The 20,509-nt window shown below is 64.7% G+C and carries 21 protein-coding genes and 1 riboswitch; of the genes, 5 read left to right on the plus strand and 16 right to left on the minus strand.

Going from position 1 to position 20,509, the window contains the following annotated elements; all coding sequences use genetic code 11:
- Positions 1–2: 2 nt before the first annotated feature.
- From Mspo_RS14015 to Mspo_RS14030, 4 genes are read right to left on the minus strand one after another with little or no spacing between them, the layout of a single operon-like run.
- A complete protein-coding gene (locus Mspo_RS14015; RefSeq protein WP_159730743.1) occupies positions 3–233 on the minus strand; it encodes a hypothetical protein in 231 nt (76 codons plus the stop codon).
- Positions 234–265: 32 nt separating this feature from the next.
- A complete protein-coding gene (locus Mspo_RS14020; RefSeq protein ID WP_159730745.1) occupies positions 266–1,438 on the minus strand; it encodes an ABC transporter permease in 1,173 nt (390 codons plus the stop codon).
- 3 nt (positions 1,439–1,441) lie between these two features.
- On the minus strand, positions 1,442–2,551 hold the full coding sequence (locus Mspo_RS14025; RefSeq protein ID WP_159730747.1) for a microcin C ABC transporter permease YejB: 1,110 nt from the start codon (positions 2,549–2,551) through the stop codon (positions 1,442–1,444).
- 5 nt (positions 2,552–2,556) lie between these two features.
- Positions 2,557–4,446, minus strand: a complete 1,890-nt coding sequence (locus Mspo_RS14030; RefSeq protein WP_201281706.1) for an extracellular solute-binding protein — start codon at positions 4,444–4,446, stop codon at positions 2,557–2,559.
- 307 nt (positions 4,447–4,753) lie between these two features.
- Between Mspo_RS14030 and Mspo_RS14035 the strand changes: the two genes are divergently transcribed.
- A complete protein-coding gene (locus Mspo_RS14035; protein ID WP_159730749.1) occupies positions 4,754–6,205 on the plus strand; it encodes an NAD-dependent succinate-semialdehyde dehydrogenase in 1,452 nt (483 codons plus the stop codon).
- 5 nt (positions 6,206–6,210) lie between these two features.
- Here Mspo_RS14035 and Mspo_RS14040 read toward each other — a convergent pair whose 3' ends face one another.
- A complete protein-coding gene (locus Mspo_RS14040; RefSeq protein WP_159730751.1) occupies positions 6,211–6,642 on the minus strand; it encodes a cupin domain-containing protein in 432 nt (143 codons plus the stop codon).
- Between the two features lie 93 nt (positions 6,643–6,735).
- A riboswitch (cobalamin riboswitch) is annotated at positions 6,736–6,941 on the plus strand.
- 223 nt (positions 6,942–7,164) lie between these two features.
- Here Mspo_RS14040 and Mspo_RS14045 point away from each other — a divergent pair.
- The 3 genes from Mspo_RS14045 (at position 7,165) to Mspo_RS14055 (ending at position 10,318) form a co-directional block, all read left to right on the plus strand.
- The gene (locus Mspo_RS14045) at positions 7,165–9,084 is read left to right on the plus strand and encodes a TonB-dependent siderophore receptor (RefSeq protein ID WP_305847252.1); all 1,920 of its coding nucleotides are present in this window, start codon (positions 7,165–7,167) and stop codon (positions 9,082–9,084) included.
- Positions 9,085–9,108: 24 nt separating this feature from the next.
- Entirely contained in the window at positions 9,109–9,681 is a 573-nt protein-coding gene (locus Mspo_RS14050; protein ID WP_244613448.1) for a hypothetical protein, read from the plus strand.
- A gap of 88 nt (positions 9,682–9,769) precedes the next feature.
- On the plus strand, positions 9,770–10,318 hold the full coding sequence (locus Mspo_RS14055) for a hypothetical protein (protein ID WP_159730755.1): 549 nt from the start codon (positions 9,770–9,772) through the stop codon (positions 10,316–10,318).
- Positions 10,319–10,762: 444 nt separating this feature from the next.
- On the opposite strand, the gene Mspo_RS14060 is transcribed toward Mspo_RS14055, so the two are convergent.
- From Mspo_RS14060 to Mspo_RS14105, 11 genes are all read right to left on the minus strand, one after another.
- The gene (locus Mspo_RS14060; protein ID WP_159730757.1) at positions 10,763–11,722 is read right to left on the minus strand and encodes a hemolysin family protein; all 960 of its coding nucleotides are present in this window, start codon (positions 11,720–11,722) and stop codon (positions 10,763–10,765) included.
- Positions 11,715–12,233 (minus strand): rRNA maturation RNase YbeY, encoded by a 519-nt coding sequence (gene ybeY / locus Mspo_RS14065; RefSeq protein WP_159730759.1) that lies wholly within the window; start codon positions 12,231–12,233, stop codon positions 11,715–11,717. The genes Mspo_RS14060 and ybeY overlap by 8 nt, the downstream gene beginning before the upstream one ends.
- Positions 12,230–13,279 (minus strand): PhoH family protein, encoded by a 1,050-nt coding sequence (locus Mspo_RS14070; RefSeq protein ID WP_159730761.1) that lies wholly within the window; start codon positions 13,277–13,279, stop codon positions 12,230–12,232. Before Mspo_RS14070 ends, ybeY begins: the two co-directional genes overlap by 4 nt.
- The gene (gene miaB, locus Mspo_RS14075) at positions 13,276–14,661 is read right to left on the minus strand and encodes a tRNA (N6-isopentenyl adenosine(37)-C2)-methylthiotransferase MiaB (RefSeq protein WP_256366357.1); all 1,386 of its coding nucleotides are present in this window, start codon (positions 14,659–14,661) and stop codon (positions 13,276–13,278) included. Before miaB ends, Mspo_RS14070 begins: the two co-directional genes overlap by 4 nt.
- Before the next feature lie 120 nt (positions 14,662–14,781).
- A complete protein-coding gene (locus tag Mspo_RS14080) occupies positions 14,782–15,570 on the minus strand; it encodes a 1-acyl-sn-glycerol-3-phosphate acyltransferase (protein WP_159730763.1) in 789 nt (262 codons plus the stop codon).
- Positions 15,571–15,635: 65 nt separating this feature from the next.
- Positions 15,636–16,400, minus strand: a complete 765-nt coding sequence (locus Mspo_RS14085; protein ID WP_368854810.1) for a Fic family protein — start codon at positions 16,398–16,400, stop codon at positions 15,636–15,638.
- Positions 16,397–16,813: a hypothetical protein gene (locus Mspo_RS19940; protein WP_244613449.1), complete on the minus strand. Its 417-nt coding sequence runs from the start codon at positions 16,811–16,813 to the stop codon at positions 16,397–16,399. Before Mspo_RS19940 ends, Mspo_RS14085 begins: the two co-directional genes overlap by 4 nt.
- A 71-nt stretch (positions 16,814–16,884) precedes the next feature.
- Entirely contained in the window at positions 16,885–17,376 is a 492-nt protein-coding gene (locus Mspo_RS14090) for a GNAT family N-acetyltransferase (RefSeq protein WP_159730765.1), read from the minus strand.
- Positions 17,377–17,386: 10 nt separating this feature from the next.
- Positions 17,387–18,094 (minus strand): tRNA (adenosine(37)-N6)-threonylcarbamoyltransferase complex dimerization subunit type 1 TsaB, encoded by a 708-nt coding sequence (gene tsaB / locus Mspo_RS14095; RefSeq protein WP_159730767.1) that lies wholly within the window; start codon positions 18,092–18,094, stop codon positions 17,387–17,389.
- Between the two features lie 46 nt (positions 18,095–18,140).
- A complete protein-coding gene (locus tag Mspo_RS14100) occupies positions 18,141–18,692 on the minus strand; it encodes a NifU family protein (protein ID WP_159730769.1) in 552 nt (183 codons plus the stop codon).
- Between the two features lie 113 nt (positions 18,693–18,805).
- Positions 18,806–19,213 carry a hypothetical protein gene (locus tag Mspo_RS14105; protein WP_159730771.1) on the minus strand — a complete coding sequence of 136 codons (408 nt, stop codon included), beginning with the start codon at positions 19,211–19,213 and terminating at the stop codon, positions 18,806–18,808.
- A 348-nt stretch (positions 19,214–19,561) separates the two neighbouring features.
- On the opposite strand from Mspo_RS14105, the gene fixJ reads away from it, so the two are divergent.
- On the plus strand, positions 19,562–20,260 hold the full coding sequence (fixJ, locus tag Mspo_RS14110; RefSeq protein ID WP_244613450.1) for a response regulator FixJ: 699 nt from the start codon (positions 19,562–19,564) through the stop codon (positions 20,258–20,260).
- The last annotated feature ends 249 nt before the right edge of the window (positions 20,261–20,509 follow it).

Below are 20,509 nucleotides of genomic sequence, written 5' to 3' on the forward strand. Positions count from 1 at the left end.
CGCTACCTGTCCCAGTCGTCGCGGTCTCGCCGAAGGTCTTCATCTATTTCCTCTTTGGTGCGGAAGGGCGGTCGTCGGGACGCGAATAATTCTTCGAGAAGCGTGAGCCGGCCGGGCAGCGCCTCTTCCTCGGTTTCGATCGTGATGGTGACGTCGCGCGCGCCGTCGAGCTCACGTCGTAGATCTTCAGGAAGGTTTGCCGCCGGATAATGGCGTCTGACGATCTTGTTCATCTCAGCTCTCCGCTCCGAATCTTATGAACTTCTCATCTGAACGTCTTTCGCGGGTCGAAGGCGTCGCGCACCGCTTCGCCGATGAACACCAGAAGCGAGAGCATCAGCGCGATGATGACGAAGCCGGTGAGGCCGAGCCAGGGCGCCTGGAGATTGGATTTTCCCTGCAGCAGCAATTCGCCCAGCGAAGGCGACCCCGGCGGCAGGCCGAAGCCCAGGAAGTCGAGCGAGGTCAGCGTCGTGATCGAGGAATTGAGCACGAAGGGCAGGAAGGTCAAGGTCGCGACCGTGGCGTTGGGCAGAAGATGCCGCGTTATGATGCGAAAATTGGACAGGCCGAGCGCGCGCGCGGCGTTCACATATTCGAAATTGCGCGCCCGCAGGAACTCCGCGCGCACCACATGCACGAGCGACACCCAGGAGAACAGCAGCAATATGCCGAGCAGCACGAAGAAGCCCGGCGCGAGAAAGGAGGAGACGATGATGAGCAGATAGAGCTGCGGCAGCGACGACCACACTTCGATGAATCGCTGGAAGACGAGATCGACGCGCCCGCCGAAAAATCCCTGCACGGCGCCCGCGGCGACGCCGACGATGGAGGAGACGCTCGCCAGAATGAGGCCGAACAGCACGGAGAGGCGGAAGCCGTAGAGCAGGCGCGCGACGACGTCGCGGCCTTGATCGTCGGTGCCGAGCCAGTTCCATTCGATCGCCGAGCAGCCGAGATGCGCCTTCTCGGGCCCGAGCTTCTTGGCCGCCGCTGCCTCGCATTGCGCCTTGGAGAGCATCCATGTCGGCGGCGAGGGCGCCGGTGTCGGCAGATCGAGATTATGCGTGTCGTAGGAGTAGCGGATCGGCGGCCAGATCATCCAGCCATTCGCCTCGATCTCTTTCTCGATCGTCGGATCGCGATAATCCGTGCGCGCCAGAAAGCCGCCGAATTTCTCTTCCGGATAGGACTTGAAGATCGGAAACAGCAGCTCGCCCTTGTAATAAGCGAGGACGGGCTTGTCATTGGCGATGAAATTCGACGCCAATGAGAGCAGGAAGAGGGCCATGAACACGAAGAAGGACCAATAGCCTCTGGCGTTGGCCTTGAAATTCTGCAGCCGGCGGCGATCGATCGGCCGCAGGCGCAGGAGCCCGCCGCCGGGAATTTCCGGCGCGAGCGTCGTCGTCATGGCGGGGGCGCTGGTCTCGTCCATCGGTCAGACCTCGCGCGTCTCGAAATCGATGCGCGGATCGATCCAGGTGTAGGTGAGGTCGGAAAGGAGGTTCACGACGAGGCCGAGCAGAGCGAAGATATAGAGATTGGCGAACACCACCGGATAGTCGCGATTGACGATGGATTCGTAGGAGAGATAGCCGAGCCCGTCGAGCGAGAAGATCGTCTCGATGAGCACCGAGCCGGTCAGGAATGCGTGCACGAAGGCGCCCGGAAAGCCGGAGACGACGATGAGCATGGCGTTGCGGAACACATGACCGTAGAGCACGCGATTCTCGGTGAGGCCCTTCATGCGCGCCGTCTGCACATATTGCTTGCGGATCTCGTCGAGGAAGGAGTTCTTGGTCAAAAATGTCTGCGTCGCGAAGGCGCCGAGCGTCATGGCCAGCACGGGCAGAAAGATGTGCCAGAGATAGTCGCCGATCTTGGCCGGAAGCGAGAGCTCGGAGAAATTCTCGGACACGAGGCCGCGTAGCGGGAAAATCTGCCAGAAGGAGCCGCCGGAAAAGAGCACGATGAGCAGCATGGCGAAGAGGAAGCTCGGAATCGCATAGCCGATGATGATGAGATTGGAGGTCCAGGCGTCGAAACGCTCGCCGTCGCGCACGGCTTTGGCGATGCCGAGCGGAATGGAGACGGAATAGGAGATGAGCGTCATCCAAAGGCCGAGCGACATGGAGACGGGAAGCTTCTCGCCGATGAGCTTCAGCACGCTCTCGTCGCGGAAATAGCTGCGGCCGAAGTCGAAGACCGCGTAATTCTTCACCATCAGCAGGAAGCGCTCCCATGCCGGCTTGTCGAAGCCGAACTGCTTCTCGAGCTCGGCGATGAATTTGGGGTCGAGCCCCTGCGCGCCGCGATATTTGGAGGCGGTGTCGGCGGCGGCGCCGGGCGTCATCGCGCCGCCGCGGCCGACGTCGCCGCCGCCGCCGGAAAAGCGCGAGGTCGCGCCCATGTCGAAGCCCTGCAGCTGCGCGATGACGCGCTCGACAGGGCCGCCCGGCGCGAATTGTACTATGGCGAAGGAGATGAGCATGATGCCGAGGATCGTCGGGATCATCAGCAGCAGGCGTCGCAGAATATAGGCGGCCATCTGGTTCAGCGCCCCGCGTAATTGATCTTGCGCGCCTTGGCGTCGTCCCACCACCATGTGGCGGCGATGCCGGTGTCGAAGCGCGGATATCGGTCGGGACGGCCGAACACATCCCAATGCGCGATCCAATGCGTCGGCTTGTAATAATGCGGAATCCAATATTGGCCGGCGATCAGCACGCGGTCGAGGGCGCGGCAGATGGCGGCGAGCTCCTCGCGCGAGGTCGCGACCAGCGCCTTTTCGATCAGCGCGTCGACCACTGGATCGGCGACGCCGATGACATTCTGCGAGCCCTTGGTGCGCGCCGCTTCGGAGCCGAACATGATGCGCAGCTCCTCGCCGGGCGAATAGGCGATGCGCACGCGCTCCATGACCACGTCATAGTCGTGATCGTCGATACGCGCCTTGTATTGAGCCGCATCGACGATACGCATGCGGGCGTTGACGCCGATCAGCTTCAGATTTTTGATGAAGGGCTGCGTATGCCGCTCGAACATGCTCGTATTATAGAGAAATTCGAATTCGAGCGGCTTGCCGTCGGGAAGGCGCAGCACGCCGTCCTTGCGCGTGCAGCCGGCCTCGGTCAAGAGATCGACGGCCTTGCGCAAGAGATTGCGATCCTGTCCAGAGCCGTCGGACACAGGCGGTTGGAAGGGCTCTGCGAAGACTTCCCGAGGCAGGCGGTCGCGGAATGGCTCGAGCAGAGCGAGTTCGGCAGGCGTGGGCAGGCCCACGGCCTCGAGATCGGAATTCTCGAAATAGGAGCTCGTGCGCTTATACGAGTCGTACATCAGATTATGGTTGGTCCATTCGAAGTCGAAGGCGTAGCCGAGCGCCTTGCGAACCCGCGGATCGGCGAACTTCGGCCGGCGGATGTTCAGGAACCAGCCCTGCGTTCCCGATATGTTGTAATCGGGAATTTCCTCACGCTTCACGCGCCCGTCGCGAAAGGCGGGGAAATCATAGCCCGTCGCCCAAATGGCGGAGGTGAACTCCTCATGCACGGTGAAGGAGCCCGCCTTGAAGGCTTCGAAGGCGACATTGCGGTCGCCGTAATAATCGAAGCGGATCACTTCGAAATTGGCTTGGCCGACATTGACGGGCAAATCCTTCGCCCAATAGTCCGGCACGCGCTGGAAGGAGATGTAACGGCCCGGATCGATCGGCCCGATCTTATAGGCGGAGGAGCCGAGCGGCGGCTCCAGCGTCGTCTCGTTGAATTTATGCTTGGTGTAATAGGCTTTGGAGAAGATCGGCTGGCTCGCGACGATGATGGGCAGATCGCGCGTGCGGCCGGGCGCGAATTTCACCACCAGCACGTCATCCGCCTCGGCCGTGGCGCTGACGAGATCGCGCAGCGATTGTGAGATCATCGGATGGCCTTCGGCCTTCAGAATGCCGAGCGAGAAAGCGACGTCATGGGCGGTGAGCGGCGAGCCGTCGTGAAAACGCGCCTCTTTGCGCAGGAAGAAAGTATAGGTGAGCTTGTCGGCGGAGATGCGCACTTTCTTCGCGATGAGCCCATAGAGCGCGTCGCGCTCGTCGAGGCTCGCGGCCATCAGCGAATCGTAGACGAGGCCGACGCCCGCCGCCGGATTGCCGCGCAAAATATAGGGGTTGAGCGAATCATAGCTGTTCTTTTCGGGCGGCGGCGGCTCCATCACCAGCGTGCCGCCCTTGGGCGCCTTGGGATTCACATAGGCAAAATGCGGAAAATCCGCCTTTTCCGCGAGCTCGCCGAAGATCGAGAGGCCATGGCTCTCGATCTCGCCCGGCGCGCCTTCCGCGAAAGCGGAGCGGATCGCCCATCTCGGCAGCGCGAAACCGGCGAGGCTCGAGAGGGCGGCGAGCGCGCGGCGGCGCGTCACGGGAAGGAAATTGCGTGTTGCGGCCAAGGTGATCTCGCTGTTCGGGGCGGCGGGTCTGGCGCGAGCGCGGCGGCTGCGCGAATCCCGCAATTATGTCGGATTTTCGGGACGAAGCCATATGAGATTGCGCTCGCTTCCCCTATGACGCGCGAGCCGGGGCCGCGGTTCCGCCTTTCGCGGAAGCGCGCCGGATAGGCCCGGAAAGCGCCGCTTTTCGGGCAGCGGGACCGCAAGCGGGCGCCGCTCGCCTCGATTTGCGGGCGGCGGATGTTGTTCGCCCGGCCGAGGCGCCGTATTCGATGACCCGTTTCGTATCGTCGGGAGCGCAGCCGAGATGACCAGAGAGCCCCGCCCGTTCCGCCACCAGGCCTTCATCGACGGCGCTTTCGTCGGCGCCGACAATGGCGCGACCTTCGCGGTGCGCGATCCGGCCACGGGCGCGGTATTGGCCGAGGTCCCGGACATGGGCGCGGCCGAGACGCGCCGGGCGATCGAGGCGGCCGAGCGCGCGCTTCCGGCCTGGCGCGGCAAGCTCGCCAAGGAGCGCGCGCAAATTCTGCGGCGGCTGCATGATCTCATGCTCGCCGAGCAGGAGCGTCTCGCCCAGATCATCACCGCCGAGCAGGGCAAGCCGCTCGCCGAGGCGCGCGGCGAGATCGCCTATGGCGCGGCTTATTTCGACTGGTTCGCCGAGGAGGGCCGCCGCGTCTATGGCGACGTGATCCCGCAGCAGGCGCGCGAGAAGCGCATTCTCGTGTTCAAGCAGGCGATCGGCGTCACCGCCGCGATCACGCCCTGGAATTTTCCTTCCGCCATGATCGCCCGCAAGGCGGGCGCGGCGCTCGCCGCCGGCTGCACAATGGTGGTGAAGCCCGCCGAGCTCACGCCGCTATCGGCTATCGCCCTCGCCGAGATCGCGCAGCGCGCCGGCGTGCCGGACGGCGTGCTCAATGTGGTGACGACGAACGATCCCGCGGCGGTCGGCGCCGAGCTCACCGGCAATCCGTCGGTGCGCAAGATCACCTTTACCGGCTCGACCGAAGTGGGGAAGATTCTTCTGCGGCAGGCGGCGGAGAATGTGCAGAAATGCTCGATGGAGCTCGGCGGCAATGCGCCTTTCCTCGTCTTCGAGGACGCCGATCTCGATCTCGCGGTGAAGGGCGCGCTCGCGACCAAATATCGCAACAGCGGCCAGACCTGCGTCTGCGCCAATCGCTTCCTCGTGCAGAGAAGCGTCGCCGAAGCCTTCGCGGGAAAGCTCGCGGAGGCGGCCGGAAAGCTCAAGGTCGGGCGCGGCGTCGATCCCGGCGTCGTCATCGGCCCGCTGATCGAGGAGGCGGCGGCGCAGAAGGTGGAGCGCCTCGTCGCCGACGCGCGCGCCCGCGGCGCGAAAGTGCTGACCGGCGGCGCGCGCCACGCGCTCGGCGGCACATTCTTCTCGCCGACCGTGCTCTTCGATGTGCGTCCGGACATGCAGATTTTCGAAGAGGAGATATTCGGTCCCGTCGCGGCGATCATTCCCTTCGAGGACGAGGCGCAAGCGATCCGTCTCGCCAATTCGACGCATTACGGTCTCGCCGCCTATTTCTACAGCCGTGACATAGCGCGCGTGTTCCGCGTCGCGGAGCAGCTCGAATTCGGCATGGTCGGCGTCAACGAATCGCTGATGTCGAGCGAGGCCGCGCCCTTCGGCGGCGTCAAGCAATCGGGCATGGGACGCGAGGGCTCGAAATACGGCATAGAGAGCTATCTCGAGATCAAATATGTCTGCCTCGGCAATATGTGAGCCGTTCAACCGTCGCGGTTCGGCGTGCCGAGCACATGCACGTTTGGCGCGATCATCGCATTGTCGAATCGCTGCGTGAACATCGCCGCCGCGAAAAAGGCGACGGCGCGAAGCGTCTCCTCGCCCGTATTGACGAGATCGTGCCGCAAGGGCGTCGGAATGACGAAGACGTCGCCGGGCTTCACCCGATGCGACCAGCCGCCTTCGGCGCGCAATTCGCCCGCGCCGGCGAGAATATATTGCGTCTCCTCCGTCGCATCCGTGTGCCAGCCGAGCCGACCGCCGGGCTCGATCTCATAGACGATCGTCGAGGATTGCGTCGCCCCATGCTCGCCGCAGGAGGCGAAGGCGCCGGCCCAGCGCACGCTGGAATCGTCCACGCCGCCGAGCTGCGACCGGGGAAGATCGCCGGTCGCGACAATATGGATTGCGCTCATGTCTCTTCTCCACGGGAGGCGACTCCCTCGAGCCAAACGCGCCGCGCCGGCCTTCGTTCCTCGAGCGCATGCTTGACATGCGTGTCTCGACCGGCTTTCTATGTCCACGATGGTTCCCCTAGGTGGGATCAAAAGGGAATGCGGTGAGCGCCGGAGACGGCGCAAAGCCGTGGCTGCCCCCGCAACTGTGAGCGGCGAGCCGAGGATCAGACAAGCCACTGGAGCGTGACGCTCCGGGAAGGCGATCCGAAGGCGCTGACCCGCGAGCCAGGAGACCTGCCATCAGTCGTGGTCACGCGCGATAGCGTCGGGCGGGGTGCACCGAGGCGGTCGAAACCCTATTCGCCAATGGCGCGAGAGGGTGGAGACCCATCGCAGTGACGGCCCACGTTCGCTGCGAGTCTTCCAGCAATGTCTTCTCTTTTCGCTCGAGGCGCCCGCGAGGGCGCCGCTTCTCGTCTCGCGCTTTTTTCCGCCTCTCTCCTCGCCCTTCTTCCCATATGCGCCGCAAGTCAGGAGGCCTTGCCCACCGTCGACATCGGCGCCGCGACGATCGTCTCCGCCGATCGCGTCGAGGAGCGCGTCGACAAATCCTCTTCCGCCGTCACGGTGATCCCTTCGGCGCAGATCGAGAAGCGCTCGAGGAGCGGCCTCGCGGAAGTCTTGCGCGGAACGCCGGGCCTCGATCTCTATCAGACCGGCGGCCCCGGCGCGCAGACCTCCGTTTTTCTGCGCGGCGCGACGCCTGGACAGACGCTTCTGCTCGTCGACGGCGTGCGCGTCGGCGATCCCTCGTCGACCGACGGCTCCCTCGATCTCGGCAGCCTCGTCGCGACCGACATAGAGCGGATCGAAGTGCTGCGCGGCCCGCAATCGGCGCTCTATGGCTCCGACGCGATGGGCGGCGTCATTCACATTCTCACACGCAAAGGCGAGGGGCCACCGCGCGTTTCCCTTCTGGTGGAAGGCGGCGCTTATGGGACGGCGCATTTGCGCGCGCGCCTCTCGGGAAGCGCGGATCGTTTGTGGTACGCCTTCGCCATAGACGCGCTCTCCATCGACGGCTTTCCGCGCTATGGCTATCGCATCGCGCGGCCGCTGACGATCGGCGACGGCAAGACGCCGCTTCCGCCGCTGCCGCGCAATGATCCGACGAACAAGGGCGGCGCCAGCGCGCGCCTCGGCTATCGCCTGAGCGAGGATGTCGCCGTCGAGGCCGGATTCTTTGGCTATGACAGCGCGATCCGTTTCGACAATCCTTACGCCTTCTCCCCTGTCGATGTGTTCGATCCGCAGAACCATCAACACGCCACATTCGCGCAATTGTATGCGCGCGTCGACGCCGACATGTTCGATCGCGCCTTGCACAATCGCTTCACTCTGTTCGGCAATGTGACGAACAGGGACGTCTGGCAGGCGCGCTCCTGCTATGATGCGAGATTCAATTCCTATAATTGCCGGCGCGGCTTTCGCGGCGAGCGGCGCGGTTTCGAATATCAGGGCGATCTCGCGCTCGGCGACTTCGGCTCGGCCACATTCGGCGCGCGCAACGAGACAGAATCCGTCCACACTTCGCAGGATCCCGTTCCGCCGACGAAATTCAGGCCGATCGATGCGGCGCAGACGACGCATTCGGGCTTCGCGCAGCACAAGCTCACTCTGCTGGAGCGATTCGATCTCTCCTATGGCGGCCGCATCGACGCGGTGGATCAGAACCGAACATTCGCGACATGGCGCGCGACCGCCGCCTATCGTTTCGAGGCGACAGGAACGAAATTGCGCGGCTCGGCGGGAACCGGCGCGCGCGTCGCTTCGCTCTTTCAACGCTTCAGCCAATATGGCGATCCGAGCCTCGCGCCGGAGACGAGCCTCGGTTATGACGTCGGCGTCGATCAGGCCTTGTTCGAGGAGCGGCTCTACGCATCGCTGTCGCTGTTCGAAAACAGTTTTCGTGATCTCATCGAATTCAGCCGAGCGCCGAGCTGCAGCGCGACGCAGATTTTCGGCTGCTATTACAATGTCGGCCGCGCGCGCACGAAGGGCGTGGAGTTCGCCGGCGAGGCGATCCTCGTTCCTGGCGAGTGGCGGGTTCGCGCGAGCTATACGCATCTTTCCGCGGAAAATCTGGTGACGCATCGCAGCCTGCTCCGCAGGCCGCGCGACAAGGGCGCAGCTTCCGTCATCTATACCGGCGTTCCGGGGCTCGAGCTCGAGGCGCGTCTCACGCTCGTCGGGCCGAATCCCGATTACGATTATATTTTCTCGAAACGCGTCATGCTCGCGCCTTATGCAAAGCTCGATCTCTACGGCGACTACAAGATCGACGAGCGCGTGTCGTTGTTCGCACGGATCGAGAATGTGACCAATGCGCGCTACGAAGAAGTCTATGATTACGGAACGGCAGGACGCTCCGCCTATGGCGGCGTGAAATTCAGCTGGTGACGAATCGCAGGGGAGCAGATTCACATGCCGGATATGACGCGCGGGACGCCGCAGAGACGAGCCGAGCCGGACGGAACGCCGGTCGACGTGTTCCAACTGCCGACCGACGCGCAGAGCCTCGAGGCGCTGCTGCGCGATCTCTTCGAAAATCATTGGCGCGAGATCGTGTTCGGGCCGATCATTCAAGGCGCGGCTTTCGAGATTCATGCCGATCATGCGCCGACGCGCGTCGGCCTGCTCGACGGCTATCTCACCGTCGCTTTCGGACAGACGCATTTCCATGTCTGCATCGGCGAGACGAAGGGCCCGCGCAGCCGACCGACGCCGCCGGAGCTCGCTCTTCATCGACGCACGGCGCGCGCCGAGCTGCATCGTCGCTTCTCCGGGACATGCGTTCCGATGTCCTGGAGCCTGCAATTGTTCAATGGCGCGAACGAGCAGCAGCTCGCCGTGCTCTTGCCCAATCCCTTCCTTCATCCAGAGACGGAGAAAATCCAGCGCGAGCCCGACTGGTCGCGGCTCGCGCTCTGGGATGCGCTGCGCGCGCGCTGGCTCGGGCTCACAGAGCCGGATCCGGCCGATCGTCCGGCGCGCTGATCTTTCCTCCCCCAATTCGCCTTCCGCGAGGAGGCGCAGCAGAGCAGGGCAGAGCAGGCCCGCTCGTCACTTTGAAAAGGAGCATCGCATGACAAGGCTTTCACTTCCCGTCTTCGGCGAACGCAATCTTTCGTGGAGCGCGTCGCTCATTCTCGCGGGCGCCTTCTTCTCGCTCGCCTTCGCTTGCGCGGCGCCGCTCGCGGGCTTTGCCGCCATCGCGGCGCTGACGAGCACACGACGCGGCGCATTGGCGCTCACGGCTGCGATCTGGCTCGCCAATCAGCTCCTCGGCTTCACGATCCTGCATTATCCGACGAATTTCGAGACGCTCGCCTGGGGCGGCGCGCTCGGCGTCGTCGCGCTGCTCTGCTGCGAGACTGCGCGCATCGTCGCGCGCTTCGCGAGCGGCGCGGGCGCGCCGATCGCGGCGCTCATCGCGAGCTTTCTCGTCTATGAGGGAATGCTGTTCTCGATCACGAGCGCCGTCTCCGGCGACGTCTCGCATTATGCGCTCGCAAGCGTCGCGCGCATTTTCACGATCAATGCGCTGGCCTTCCTCGGCCTATGGGCGTGGAGCCTTCTCTGCTCGGCGATCGGCGCGGCGCGGCCCGCCGCGCTCTCGTCGCGTCATGCGTGACGCGCATCATCGCCGATAGATAGTGGGCGGCGCCACCTGAACTGAAAGGGCGCTGTCATTCCCGATCGCTCGCTACGCGAGCGTCGGGAATGACAGTGAGCTGACGCGGCCCACTTGTGGTCTGCGTCATTCGAACCGAAGACCCGAAGGCCCCCTCCCTCACCCTCGCCCGCTTTGCGGGAGAGGGGGCGTCGACGTTTCGCGTATTCTCGATGAAGCGCCGAATCTGCTCCCTCTCCCGCGCAGCGGGGGAGGGCTGGGGAGGGGGCTCGAGCGTCTTCACTTTCATTGACGCAAGCCACTAGAGCATGTTCCCGAAAAGTGCGAAGCGGTTTTCGGAAAAGAACATGCGAATCCAAATAACTTTAGAGCGCTTCCAGCCGAAGTGGACGCCGGTTCGGCGTCGGAAGCGCGTCAAAACAAAAGACTCTCGTCGTCCCGCGCCTATTTCGGCGCATGCACCAGCAGACGCGCGACGCGGCGCGGGTCGGCTTCCACGATCTCGAACTCCCAGCCTTCGACGGGCGCCGGCACGATCTCGCCGCGCATCGGCACATGGCCGGCGAGCGATGCGACGAGGCCGCCGAGCGTCGTCACTTCGGCGCCGTCTTCCTCGGGCGTGAAATCGACGCCGAGCCGCTTCGAGACTTCTTCGAGATCGGCTTTGGCGTCGATGAGGAAAATGCCGTCGGACACGGTTTCGATGCGCGGCTCCTCGTCGACGTCGTGCTCGTCTTCTATGTCGCCGACGATCATCTCGACGATGTCCTCCATCGTCACGAGTCCATGCGTGCCGCCATATTCGTCGATGACGAGCGCGAGATGCGTGCGCGTCGCCTGCATCTTCACGAGAAGATCGAGCGCCGGCATGGAGGGCGGCACATAGAGCACGGGCTTCAGCACGGTGACGGTCGCGAGAGTCGCCGAAAAATCGATCGCGGCGAGCGAGGCGGTGGGCGCATGTTCGCTCGGCGGCGCCTGTGGCGCGCCGGCGGTCGCCGGCTCCGCGCGCTCGGCGAGCGAGGCGAGATAATCGACGAAATCGCGAATGTGAATCATGCCGCGCGGATCGTCCAGCGTGTCGTCATAGACGGGCAGGCGCGAATGGCCGGCGTTGCGGAACAGCGCCAGAGTCTCGCCGAGCGTCGCGTCCTGCGCGACGGCGACAATGTCGGCGCGTGGGATCATCGCGTCGGCGACGCGCAGATCATGCAGCGCCAGCACATTCTTCAGGAGCGTTCGTTCGTGCGGCGTGACGTCGCCGGCGGCGCCTTCCAGCGCCTCCTCTATGTCCTCGCGCACCGAGGGCGAGCCCAGTCCGATGAGCGCGCGCAGCCGATCGACGATGCCGCTGCGCTGCTCGCGTCGCGAGGCCGTATGCTCGCCATTATCCGTCCTAGACATCGCCTTTAGATTTTCCCGTCTCCGAAAGTTCCGCCACGGGGTCGGAGCCTTCATAAGGGTCGGTAAGGCCGAGCGCCGCCGCTATGCGGCGCTCCAGAGCCTCCATCTCGTCGGCCTCCCGTGGAGTTTGGTGGTCGTAGCCGATCAGATGCAGAAATCCATGAATGAGCAAATGCGTGAGATGCGCGTCGAAGCTCTTGTCCTGCTCCGCCGCCTCGCGCGCGACCGTCTCATGCGCGATGACGATGTCGCCGAGCGCGAGGCGCTTGTCGAGCGGGCCGGGCGTCTCGAAGGAGAGGACATTGGTCGGCTTGTCGATCCCGCGCCATTGCGCGTTCAACGCGCGGATCGTCGCGTCATCGGTGAAATTGACGCTCAACTCGCAGTCCCGCGCGAGCGGCGCCGCCGTCTGGGCGACGCACTCGCGCACGGTACTCTCGGTCAGCTCGTCGAGCCCGGCCTGCCGTTCCCAGCAGGGCGCGGTGACAATGATATCGATTGCGACGCTCATGGCTCTCGAGGCTTCGCCTTCTCCCGCCCTGCCGCCTCATAGGCGCCGACGATCTGCCGCACGAGGTCGTGGCGCACCACATCGCCCTCGGCGAATTTCACTCTTCCGACGCCCTCTATTCCGGAGAGCAGGGCGATCGCTTCGCTCAATCCCGATTTTTGGCCGGGCGGCAGATCCGTCTGCGACGGGTCGCCATTCACGATCATACGCGATCCGTCGCCGAGGCGGGTGAGAAACATCTTCATCTGCATGGAGGTGGCGTTCTGCGCCTCGTCCAGCAAAACGCAGGCCTTGGTCAGCGTGCGCCCGCGCATGAAGGCGAGCGGCGCGACCTCGATCATGCCGGTCTGGATGCCGCGCTCCACCATGCGCGGGTCCATGAAATCATGCAGCCCGTCATAGATAGGCCGCAGATATGGATCGACCTTCTCGCGCATGTCGCCGGGCAGGAAGCCCAATCGCTCGCCGGCCTCCACCGCCGGACGCGAGAGAATGATGCGCTCGACGACGCCCTGCTCGAGCAGCGACACCGCATGGCCGACGGCGAGCCAGGTCTTGCCCGTGCCGGCAGGGCCCTCGGCGAAGACCAGCTCATAGCGCTTCAGCGCCCGCAGATAGAGATCCTGGGCGAGATTTCTGGCGCGCACCGGCCCGCGGCGGCGCGTGGCGACCTGCTCGAAGACGGCGCGGCCGGCCTCGGCATCCGGAAAGAGGCTGCCCTGGCGCGCCGATTCCTGAATGGCGCCATCGACGTCGCCTAATCCCACATTCTGGCCGAGCTGCACGCGGCCGTATAAAATCTCCAGCACGCGGCGAGCCTGCTCGCAGGCGTCCGGCCGCCCCTTGAGCGTCACATGATTGCCATTGGCGAAGCATGAGACGGCGAGACGCCGCTCGATCTTGGCGAGATGCTGGTCATAGAGGCCGAAAACGAGAGAGGCGTAGCGATTGTCCTCGAAGGCGAGCGTGATCTCCGCCTCCGGCGGCTCGCCAGAGCGCGGCGCATCCGGTTGTTCGAAGACCCGTTTCTCGCGGTCGAGCGTCACAGGGCGGCCTCCCTCGCATCATCTGGGGTCGTCTGGCCGACGATGCGGCCGGCGAGCGAATTGGAGCCGGCGGCGACGATCGTCACCGGCAGCGTCTTTCCGATGAGCTCCTCGCCGCCCATCGCATGGACGGCCTGCATATAGGGGCTCTTGCCGGCGATCTGACCCGCGTGCCGGCCGGGCTTTTCGAACAGAATTTCGACGGTGCGGCCGACGGTCGCGGCGTTGAAGGCCTGCCGCTGCTCCTCGACCAGCGCCTGAAGCGCGGCGAGCCGCTCGCTCTTGACCTCTTCCGCGATCTGATCGTCTCGCTCGGCGCCCGGCGTTCCGGGGCGCGGCGAATATTTGAACGAAAATGTCGAGGCGAAGCCGACCTGGCGAATGAGCGCGAGCGTCGCCTCGAAATCCGCGTCCGTCTCGCCGGGAAAGCCGACGATGAAGTCCGAGGAGAGCGCAATATCCGGCCGCGCCGCGCGCAGCCGCGCGACGATATCCAGATAGAAGCTCGCGTCATGGCGTCGGTTCATCGCCTTCAAAATGCGATTCGACCCTGATTGTACAGGAAGGTGCACGAAAGGCGCCAGCGTCGGCAGAGCGGCATGGGCGTCGATCAGCTCCTCGGTCATGTCGATCGGATGGCTCGTCGTGTAGCGCAGCCGCGTGACGCCTTCGATACGCGCGAGGCGCGCGAGCAGGCGGGGCAGGGACCAGAGCGCGCCGTCCTCGCCCGCGCCGCGATAGGCGTTGACGTTCTGGCCGATCACGGTGAGCTCGCGAACGCCGGCGCCGGCGAGCGCCTCCGCCTCCTCGACGATCTCCGAGGCTTTGCGCGACACCTCGGCGCCTCGCGTGTAGGGCACGACGCAGAAGGAGCAGAATTTGTCGCACCCCTCCTGCGCGGTGACGAAGGCCGCGACGTCGCGCACCCGCTTGCCCTCGGCAGCGGCGCGGCGCAGCGCCCGAAACTTGTCCTCGACGGCGAAATCCGTGTCGGTGACGCGCTCGCCGGCCTCGGCTCGCGTCAGCAGATCGGACAGGCGGTGATAGCTCTGCGGTCCGACGACGAGATCGACGGCGCGCTGGCGGCGCAGCACCTCCTCGCCCTCGGCCTGGGCGACGCAGCCGGCGACGACGATTTTGTAGTCGCGCCCTTCGGCGCCGCGCTCGGCCTTCAGCCTGGCGAGCCGACCGAGCTCGGAATAGACCTTTTCCGTCGCCTTCTCGCGAATATGGCAGGTATTGAGCACGACGAGATCGGCCTCGTCCTCGTCCGCCGCCTCGTCATATCCGCGCTTCGCCAAGAGCTCCGCCATGCGCGTCGCATCATAGACGTTCATCTGGCAGCCATATGACTTCACATAGGCTTTCGCTCTGCCGGGCAATTCCTCGTCTCCGCGAGGTGGCTGCGAAGGGGAAGCGATCGGCTTCGATGCGGCGTCGGAAATCTCGGTTCTCCTCGCGGGGCGGCGGCATGTCTCGAAAAGCGATGTCTCGAAGCGATATTACCCGCGCTTGCCGCCCGCCGCCAAGAGATCGGCCGACAAGAGATCGCGCACGCGGGCCTCGGTCGCCGCGGCGAGAGCCTTGCGGTCGCCGGAGCCGGGGTCCACCGCCTCGCCCCACAATATATGGCATTTCGCGCCGCCGCGCTTCATCAGACTCCATAAATGCGGAAGAAAAGTCATCTCGCCATACCAGCCGACGTCGAGCCGGTCGCCCCCGCTTTCGCGTTCCGTGTAGACGATCGCGGTGGGAACGAGCGTCGGCTTGGCGGCGTCCTGGTTGGAGCCGGCGAGCTCGCTCAGCAGGGCGAAATGCGAGGCGTTGAATTTCAGCACGCCGGCGCCGTCGCTCGAGGTTCCCTCCGCGAAGACGACGACATCATCGCCCGCCCTCAGCCGCTCGGCCAGCGCCGCATTGACGAGCGGAATCGCACGCCGATTGCCGCGCTCGACGAAGACCGTGCCCTGCAGCCGGGCCAGAAAGCCGAGCACCGGCCAGGAGGCGACTTCCGCTTTCGCGAGAAAGACGAGCGGATAGAGGCTCGCGAGGGCGATGATGTCGGTCCAGGACACGTGATTGGCGACGACGAATCGCGGGCTCGCTCCGCCGGGCGCGCCGCTCTCGCGCACCTCTATGCCGATGATCCGGCACATGACTCGGCAAAAGCCGGTCTGGATGCGATGGCGCAGCTCCCAGCGGCGCCTTCGCGCCAGCCATTGGATGGGGACGAAGACGATGAAGGCCCCGGTCATGGCCAGGACGAATGTGATCGCGCGCAGATAGGGCATGGCCCTCCTTCCAACGCGCGAGCGACAGTTTCGTGACAGAGGCGACGGCAGATGACGTCGTCTGGCTATAGACCGGGCAGCCTTGGTTCCGTCTGCGCCCGTTCTCTACGGAGACGGCGTTCGACCAAGTCATAAGGATTTTCCGAGGGTCTGGGCAGGCGGGCTTCCTGGCGGAGCTTGGTGAGGATTTCCGACGCTCGATAAATTCGCCCGCGTTTTTCCCCGGAGGGGATCAGCAGCCCTGCATCGCACAATCGTTTCAGATCACGCGTCGAGGCGAGTTCGGTGACCTCGGCGTCGGCCCGATAGCGAGCATTGGTGATCCTCAGGCCGAGGGCGGCGTCCAAAACCGGAACGCCCGCACGTTCGGGAAGTCCCAATTGTTCCAGAAGGGCGGAGAGCTTCTCATAAAGCTTCGAATATTCCTCATTCCGTCGGATCAGGGTGGCGGCTTGATGGTAGTGCGCTTTGAGGCAGAACCGCACCCATGCTTGCGAGCTGCGCTCGGGATTCCATTTTCCCTGACCGGTGAAAGCGAGAATTGCGTAATATTCCTGGGTATTGTGGCCGAGCCATTCCTCGATGCTCGAAAACACAGGATGCAGCATTCCGTCGAGCGCGATTACGAGCGTCTGAAGCGCCCTCGCCATTCTGCCGTTGCCGTCTCGGAACGGATGAATCATCGCCAAATTGAGATGCGCCATGGCCGCTTTGACCATCGCAGGTTCGGATTTGCTGTTCTTGAGAAATAAAACCAGCTCCTCGATCAGTTCGTTTATCAAATCCGGGTCCGGGCCCTCGTAGACGGTCTCTCCGGTCTGTTGATTCACACAAAAATGGCGCCTGGTCTCCACTGTCCTGGATATTTGCTCAAATCGTAGCCGATCATCATGAAATGCAAGCTCTTCAAGAATTGCTTGCTGAATTCGAAATAGGGGTCGGTCGCTGCTTGCCCGATATAGGTCAAAGCGTTGCGATATCCTCTGATTGCATGCCAGGTTTCTGTTTTTTCGTCGAGCTGATCCTCGTCCTCCACGGCGGCGACCACGTCATCGAGTGTCGCGTTGTAACCCTCGATGCTGTTCGATCCCTGAATCGCGCGCGCGAACGTGCTTCTCCGCAACGAGCCGAGCCATCTCTTGGGCGTGCTCTGTGTATATAGCTTCAGACGCTCGCGTTGCCGCTCGATCAGTTCGAGGACGGCTGTGTCGGAATCTTCGAGCGGAGGCGAAGCATAGATCATGATGATCGATAATAACCATCAAAATGCGCTTATCAATCCGTCTTTCCATCATCGTGCGATAAGGGCCGACCTCACAGCTCGCAGCGCATCGTCAGCGCCGCCTGACGCTCGCCGTTCGGGCGTTGGTAGTAATTCTCGCGCCGGCCGATCGTCTTGAACCCCAGCCGCTCATAGACCTTCAGCGCCGCGGCATTGTCCGCGCCGACCTCGAGGAAGACGAGCCGCGCGCCGCCGCGTTCGAGATTGGTGAGATGCGCGGCGAGCAGCGCCCGTCCGAGTCCTGTCCCGCGCCGCGCCGGATCGACGGCGAAGGTCAATATCTCCGCGTCGGGCGGCAGCAGCCGCGACAGCGCCATGCCGCCCATCTCGTCCTTGAGCAGGCGCTCGTTCATCGCCCCGTCGGCGAGGACGGTGCGGTCGGTCAGCAGGCTCTCGAAATCGATCTTGGACCAGGGATAGGCGAAGGAGGCCGCGTGCAGCTTGGCGCAGTCATAGGCGTGATCGGCCCCGATCGGGCGAATCACGAAATGCGGCTTGGCGAAGAAGGTCGAAAGCAGGCTCATGGGCCGCAACTCACGCGCCGGCCAGCGCGTCTTGCGGCGGGCGCTCCTGCGGTGGGCGCTCCTGCGGCTTGGCGTCCGGCGCTTTGAGATAGAGCGGCCGGGCCGGCGCCGTCGCCGGATTGGCGGCGAGGCCGAGCCGCGCGATGAAAGCGATGTCGGGCGCCGCCGCCCGGCTCGCGACCTCGGCCTCGAGGCCGGCGAGGCGCGCCTCCTCCGCGAGCAAGGGCGCGCCCGAGCCGATGAGCCGCAGCGGGCCGGAGCCCAGCGCCCGCAGCGCCTCATGGGCGCCGACTCGGCGCGGCGAGAGCAGCGTGCGCCCATCCGGGCCATAGGCGGTCACATAGACTTGGCCGTGGCGCGCGTCGATCGCCGCCGCCACCACGCCGTCGAAGGGAACCAGCACGTAAGGCGCGGCCAAAGCCGCCAAGGTCGAGACGCCGACGATGGGCGCCTTCAGGGCGAGGGCGATGGCCTGGCCCGCCGCGAGCCCGATTCGGATGCCGGTGAAGGAGCCGGGCCCGACCGTGACCGCGACGCGCCCGATCGCCGAGAAGCCGCCGCCCGCCGCCGCGACGACGCGCTCGACGAGAGGCAGCAATTCCTCGGCGTGGCCGCGCTCCATCGGCGCCGTCTCGCTGGCGACAGGTTCGGCGGCCCCGAGGTCGAGCACGCAGGCGGAGACGGCGGGCAGCGCCGTGTCGATGGCGAGGATTCTCATTGCCGGCGGATTATGACGGGTTTCGCGCGCCATTCAAAGCGGCGTCTCAAACCTGCTGCACCGAGACCACCCGAGGGACGAAATGGCGCAGCATATTTTCGATGCCGTTCTTGAGCGTCGCAGTGGAGGAGGGGCAGCCCGAGCAGGAGCCCTTCATCGCCACATAGACGATTCCGTCGCGAAAGCCGCGAAAAGTGATGTCGCCGCCGTCATTGGCCACCGCCGGGCGCACGCGGGTCGTGATGAGCTCTTTGATTTGCGCCACCGTCTCGGCGTCGGCGGGGTCGAAGAACTCCGCCGGGGCGGCCTCGGCGCCGTCGGTCACGATCGGCTGGCCGGAGGTGAAATGCTCCATGATCGTGCCGAGGATGGCGGGCTTCAGATGCGCCCATTCGGCTTCCGCCTTGGTCACGGAGACGAAATCGGGGCCGAACATCACCGCCTCGACGCCGTCGATCGAGAGCAGCGCGCCGGCGAGCGGCGAGGCGGCGGCCGCCTCTCGCGTGCGGAACTCGCGCGCGCCCTCGGCGAGGACGGGGCGGCCGGGCAGGAATTTCAGCGTGGCGGGGTTGGGCGTGGTCTCGGTCTGGATGAACATTCGTCTTCTCCGCGGCGTCCGGTTCAAGGCCGGCGTTGCGATCTCTCGGCGCTTCTCTAGCATGAAACGATCCGCGCGACAGCAAATGGCGCGCCGGCCTCCCGGACGCGGCGTCAGCGGCCGCCGAGGGCGCGCAATACACCGAGCAGCGCCGCGCTATGGTCCGAGCGTCTCGCGCGCGCTTCGCCGAGAGGCTCGAAATCGGAGAGGTCGGGGACGAGTTTGCTCGAGCCCTTGAACATCAGCAGGCCCGTCGCGGTGACGACGATGTCGCCTTTGCGCAGAGTCGGATCGTCGAGGCGCGCGTCCTCGCGCGGCGTTCTCGTCTCTATGGCGCGCTCGAGGGCGGCGGCGACGACGCGTGAGGCGAAAGCGTCGTAGCGTTCGCGCGCTTCCCCGACTCGCCGGCGCCATTCGACGCGGACCTCGTCGTCTCGCGCTGCGCTCTCCTCGGCGAAAGCGCCGTGCATCGCCGCCGCCGCGAACAGTCCTGCGCAGACGAGGGCCCTCGTCGTCGTCATGAGTGAGAGAATGGCGCGAGCGAGCGACCTGGCGCGCGTTCGGCGTCGCGGCGCGCGAAGAATATTCGAACCTCGGATCGTGATTCGTACATGCGCGATTCCTGAGCTACGTGTATTCCCTAGTTTGTCAATCGTTGCCGCGCCAAGAATAATAGTTATGGCGCGGGTGGGGGCGATAGAGGTCGGAGCAGACGTCGATCCCATCGTATTTTCCGCAGATGGTTATTGCAGGCTTTTTATCGTGAGCTGTCTGTCGCCACGCGATGCGCTCGAAAGCTTCGCGTTCCATGCGTCCGCGGGCGAAGCCGCTCGGCGCGCCGCATTTTCCTCTCGAGACGAAGGGCGCCCATGGTCCAGCCGCCTCCGCTGACGACTCCGCTCCTCGACGAGTCGTCTCGTCGGATGTATTCCGTTCCGCAAGAGAGGACGAGCCAAGCCACGATTCACATCGTCGACGACGACGACGCCGTGCGTGATTCTCTGAGCCTGCTGCTGTCGACGGACGGCTTCCGCGTCGAAAAGCATGAGAGCGCCAATCATCTCCTCGCATCGGTCGAGCCGGGCGACACCGGCTGCGTCGTGACCGACGCGCGCATGCCGGAGATGACCGGCATAGAGCTCTTGGAGGCGATGAAGGCGCGGCGCCTGACGCTGCCGGTCGTCGTCATCACCGCCTATGCGGATGTCTCGCTCGCCGTGCAGGCGATGAAGCAGGGCGCTTTCGATTTTCTGGAGAAGCCCTTCGACAATGAGGCGCTGATCGCCTGCGTGCGTCTCGCGCTCGCCTATGAGCGAGAGGAGCAGTTCCGCGCCGCGGAGACGCAGACGATCGAGGCGCGGCTGCAGACGTTGACCGCGCGCGAGAGCGAAGTGCTCGAGCGCCTGTTGCATGGAATGCCGAACAAGGTCATCGGCCGCGAGCTCGGCATCAGCGTCCGCACGGTGGAGGTCCACCGCGCCAATGTGATGTTGAAGATGAACGCCGGCAGCCTCTCCGAGCTCGTGCGCATGTCGCTCGCCGCCGAGCAGGCGCGCGGCAAGAGCTGATTCGCGAGGGCCGGCCTCACGAGGGCCGCCTCGAAAGCCTCTTCTGGTCGAATTCGAAGCGAGGACGCTCCATTGCCGGAGCGTCCTTTTTGTTAACCATGGGTTGTGGCGCGAGGGTCACAGGGGGCGGATAAAGGGCGGGCGTGGCGCGGAAGGCCTTGTCTTTGCCGTAGAGACGGGGTCATTTGGGCGCGCGGCGAAGCTTCGGGAGCGGCCCGGAGCATTGGTCGGGGGCGGCGTGGTTTTGAA

The sequence above is a fragment of the Methylosinus sp. Ce-a6 genome (genome assembly GCF_009811655.1).
In the GTDB taxonomy this organism is placed as follows: domain Bacteria; phylum Pseudomonadota; class Alphaproteobacteria; order Rhizobiales; family Beijerinckiaceae; genus Methylosinus.

What these genes read in the sequence shown, in the direction of transcription:
- Mspo_RS14015 (WP_159730743.1), bottom strand. Translation starts at nt 233, where the DNA reads ATGAACAAGATCGTCAGACGCCATTATCCGGCGGCAAACCTTCCTGAA.
- Mspo_RS14020 (WP_159730745.1), bottom strand. Translation starts at nt 1,438, where the DNA reads ATGGACGAGACCAGCGCCCCCGCCATGACGACGACGCTCGCGCCGGAA.
- Mspo_RS14025 (WP_159730747.1), bottom strand. Translation starts at nt 2,551, where the DNA reads ATGGCCGCCTATATTCTGCGACGCCTGCTGCTGATGATCCCGACGATC.
- Mspo_RS14035 (WP_159730749.1), top strand. Translation starts at nt 4,754, where the DNA reads ATGACCAGAGAGCCCCGCCCGTTCCGCCACCAGGCCTTCATCGACGGC.
- Mspo_RS14040 (WP_159730751.1), bottom strand. Translation starts at nt 6,642, where the DNA reads ATGAGCGCAATCCATATTGTCGCGACCGGCGATCTTCCCCGGTCGCAG.
- Mspo_RS14050 (WP_244613448.1), top strand. Translation starts at nt 9,109, where the DNA reads ATGCCGGATATGACGCGCGGGACGCCGCAGAGACGAGCCGAGCCGGAC.
- Mspo_RS14055 (WP_159730755.1), top strand. Translation starts at nt 9,770, where the DNA reads ATGACAAGGCTTTCACTTCCCGTCTTCGGCGAACGCAATCTTTCGTGG.
- Mspo_RS14060 (WP_159730757.1), bottom strand. Translation starts at nt 11,722, where the DNA reads ATGTCTAGGACGGATAATGGCGAGCATACGGCCTCGCGACGCGAGCAG.
- ybeY (WP_159730759.1), bottom strand. Translation starts at nt 12,233, where the DNA reads ATGAGCGTCGCAATCGATATCATTGTCACCGCGCCCTGCTGGGAACGG.
- Mspo_RS14080 (WP_159730763.1), bottom strand. Translation starts at nt 15,570, where the DNA reads ATGCCCTATCTGCGCGCGATCACATTCGTCCTGGCCATGACCGGGGCC.
- Mspo_RS19940 (WP_244613449.1), bottom strand. Translation starts at nt 16,813, where the DNA reads ATGATCTATGCTTCGCCTCCGCTCGAAGATTCCGACACAGCCGTCCTC.
- Mspo_RS14090 (WP_159730765.1), bottom strand. Translation starts at nt 17,376, where the DNA reads ATGAGCCTGCTTTCGACCTTCTTCGCCAAGCCGCATTTCGTGATTCGC.
- tsaB (WP_159730767.1), bottom strand. Translation starts at nt 18,094, where the DNA reads ATGAGAATCCTCGCCATCGACACGGCGCTGCCCGCCGTCTCCGCCTGC.
- Mspo_RS14100 (WP_159730769.1), bottom strand. Translation starts at nt 18,692, where the DNA reads ATGTTCATCCAGACCGAGACCACGCCCAACCCCGCCACGCTGAAATTC.
- Mspo_RS14105 (WP_159730771.1), bottom strand. Translation starts at nt 19,213, where the DNA reads ATGACGACGACGAGGGCCCTCGTCTGCGCAGGACTGTTCGCGGCGGCG.
- fixJ (WP_244613450.1), top strand. Translation starts at nt 19,562, where the DNA reads ATGGTCCAGCCGCCTCCGCTGACGACTCCGCTCCTCGACGAGTCGTCT.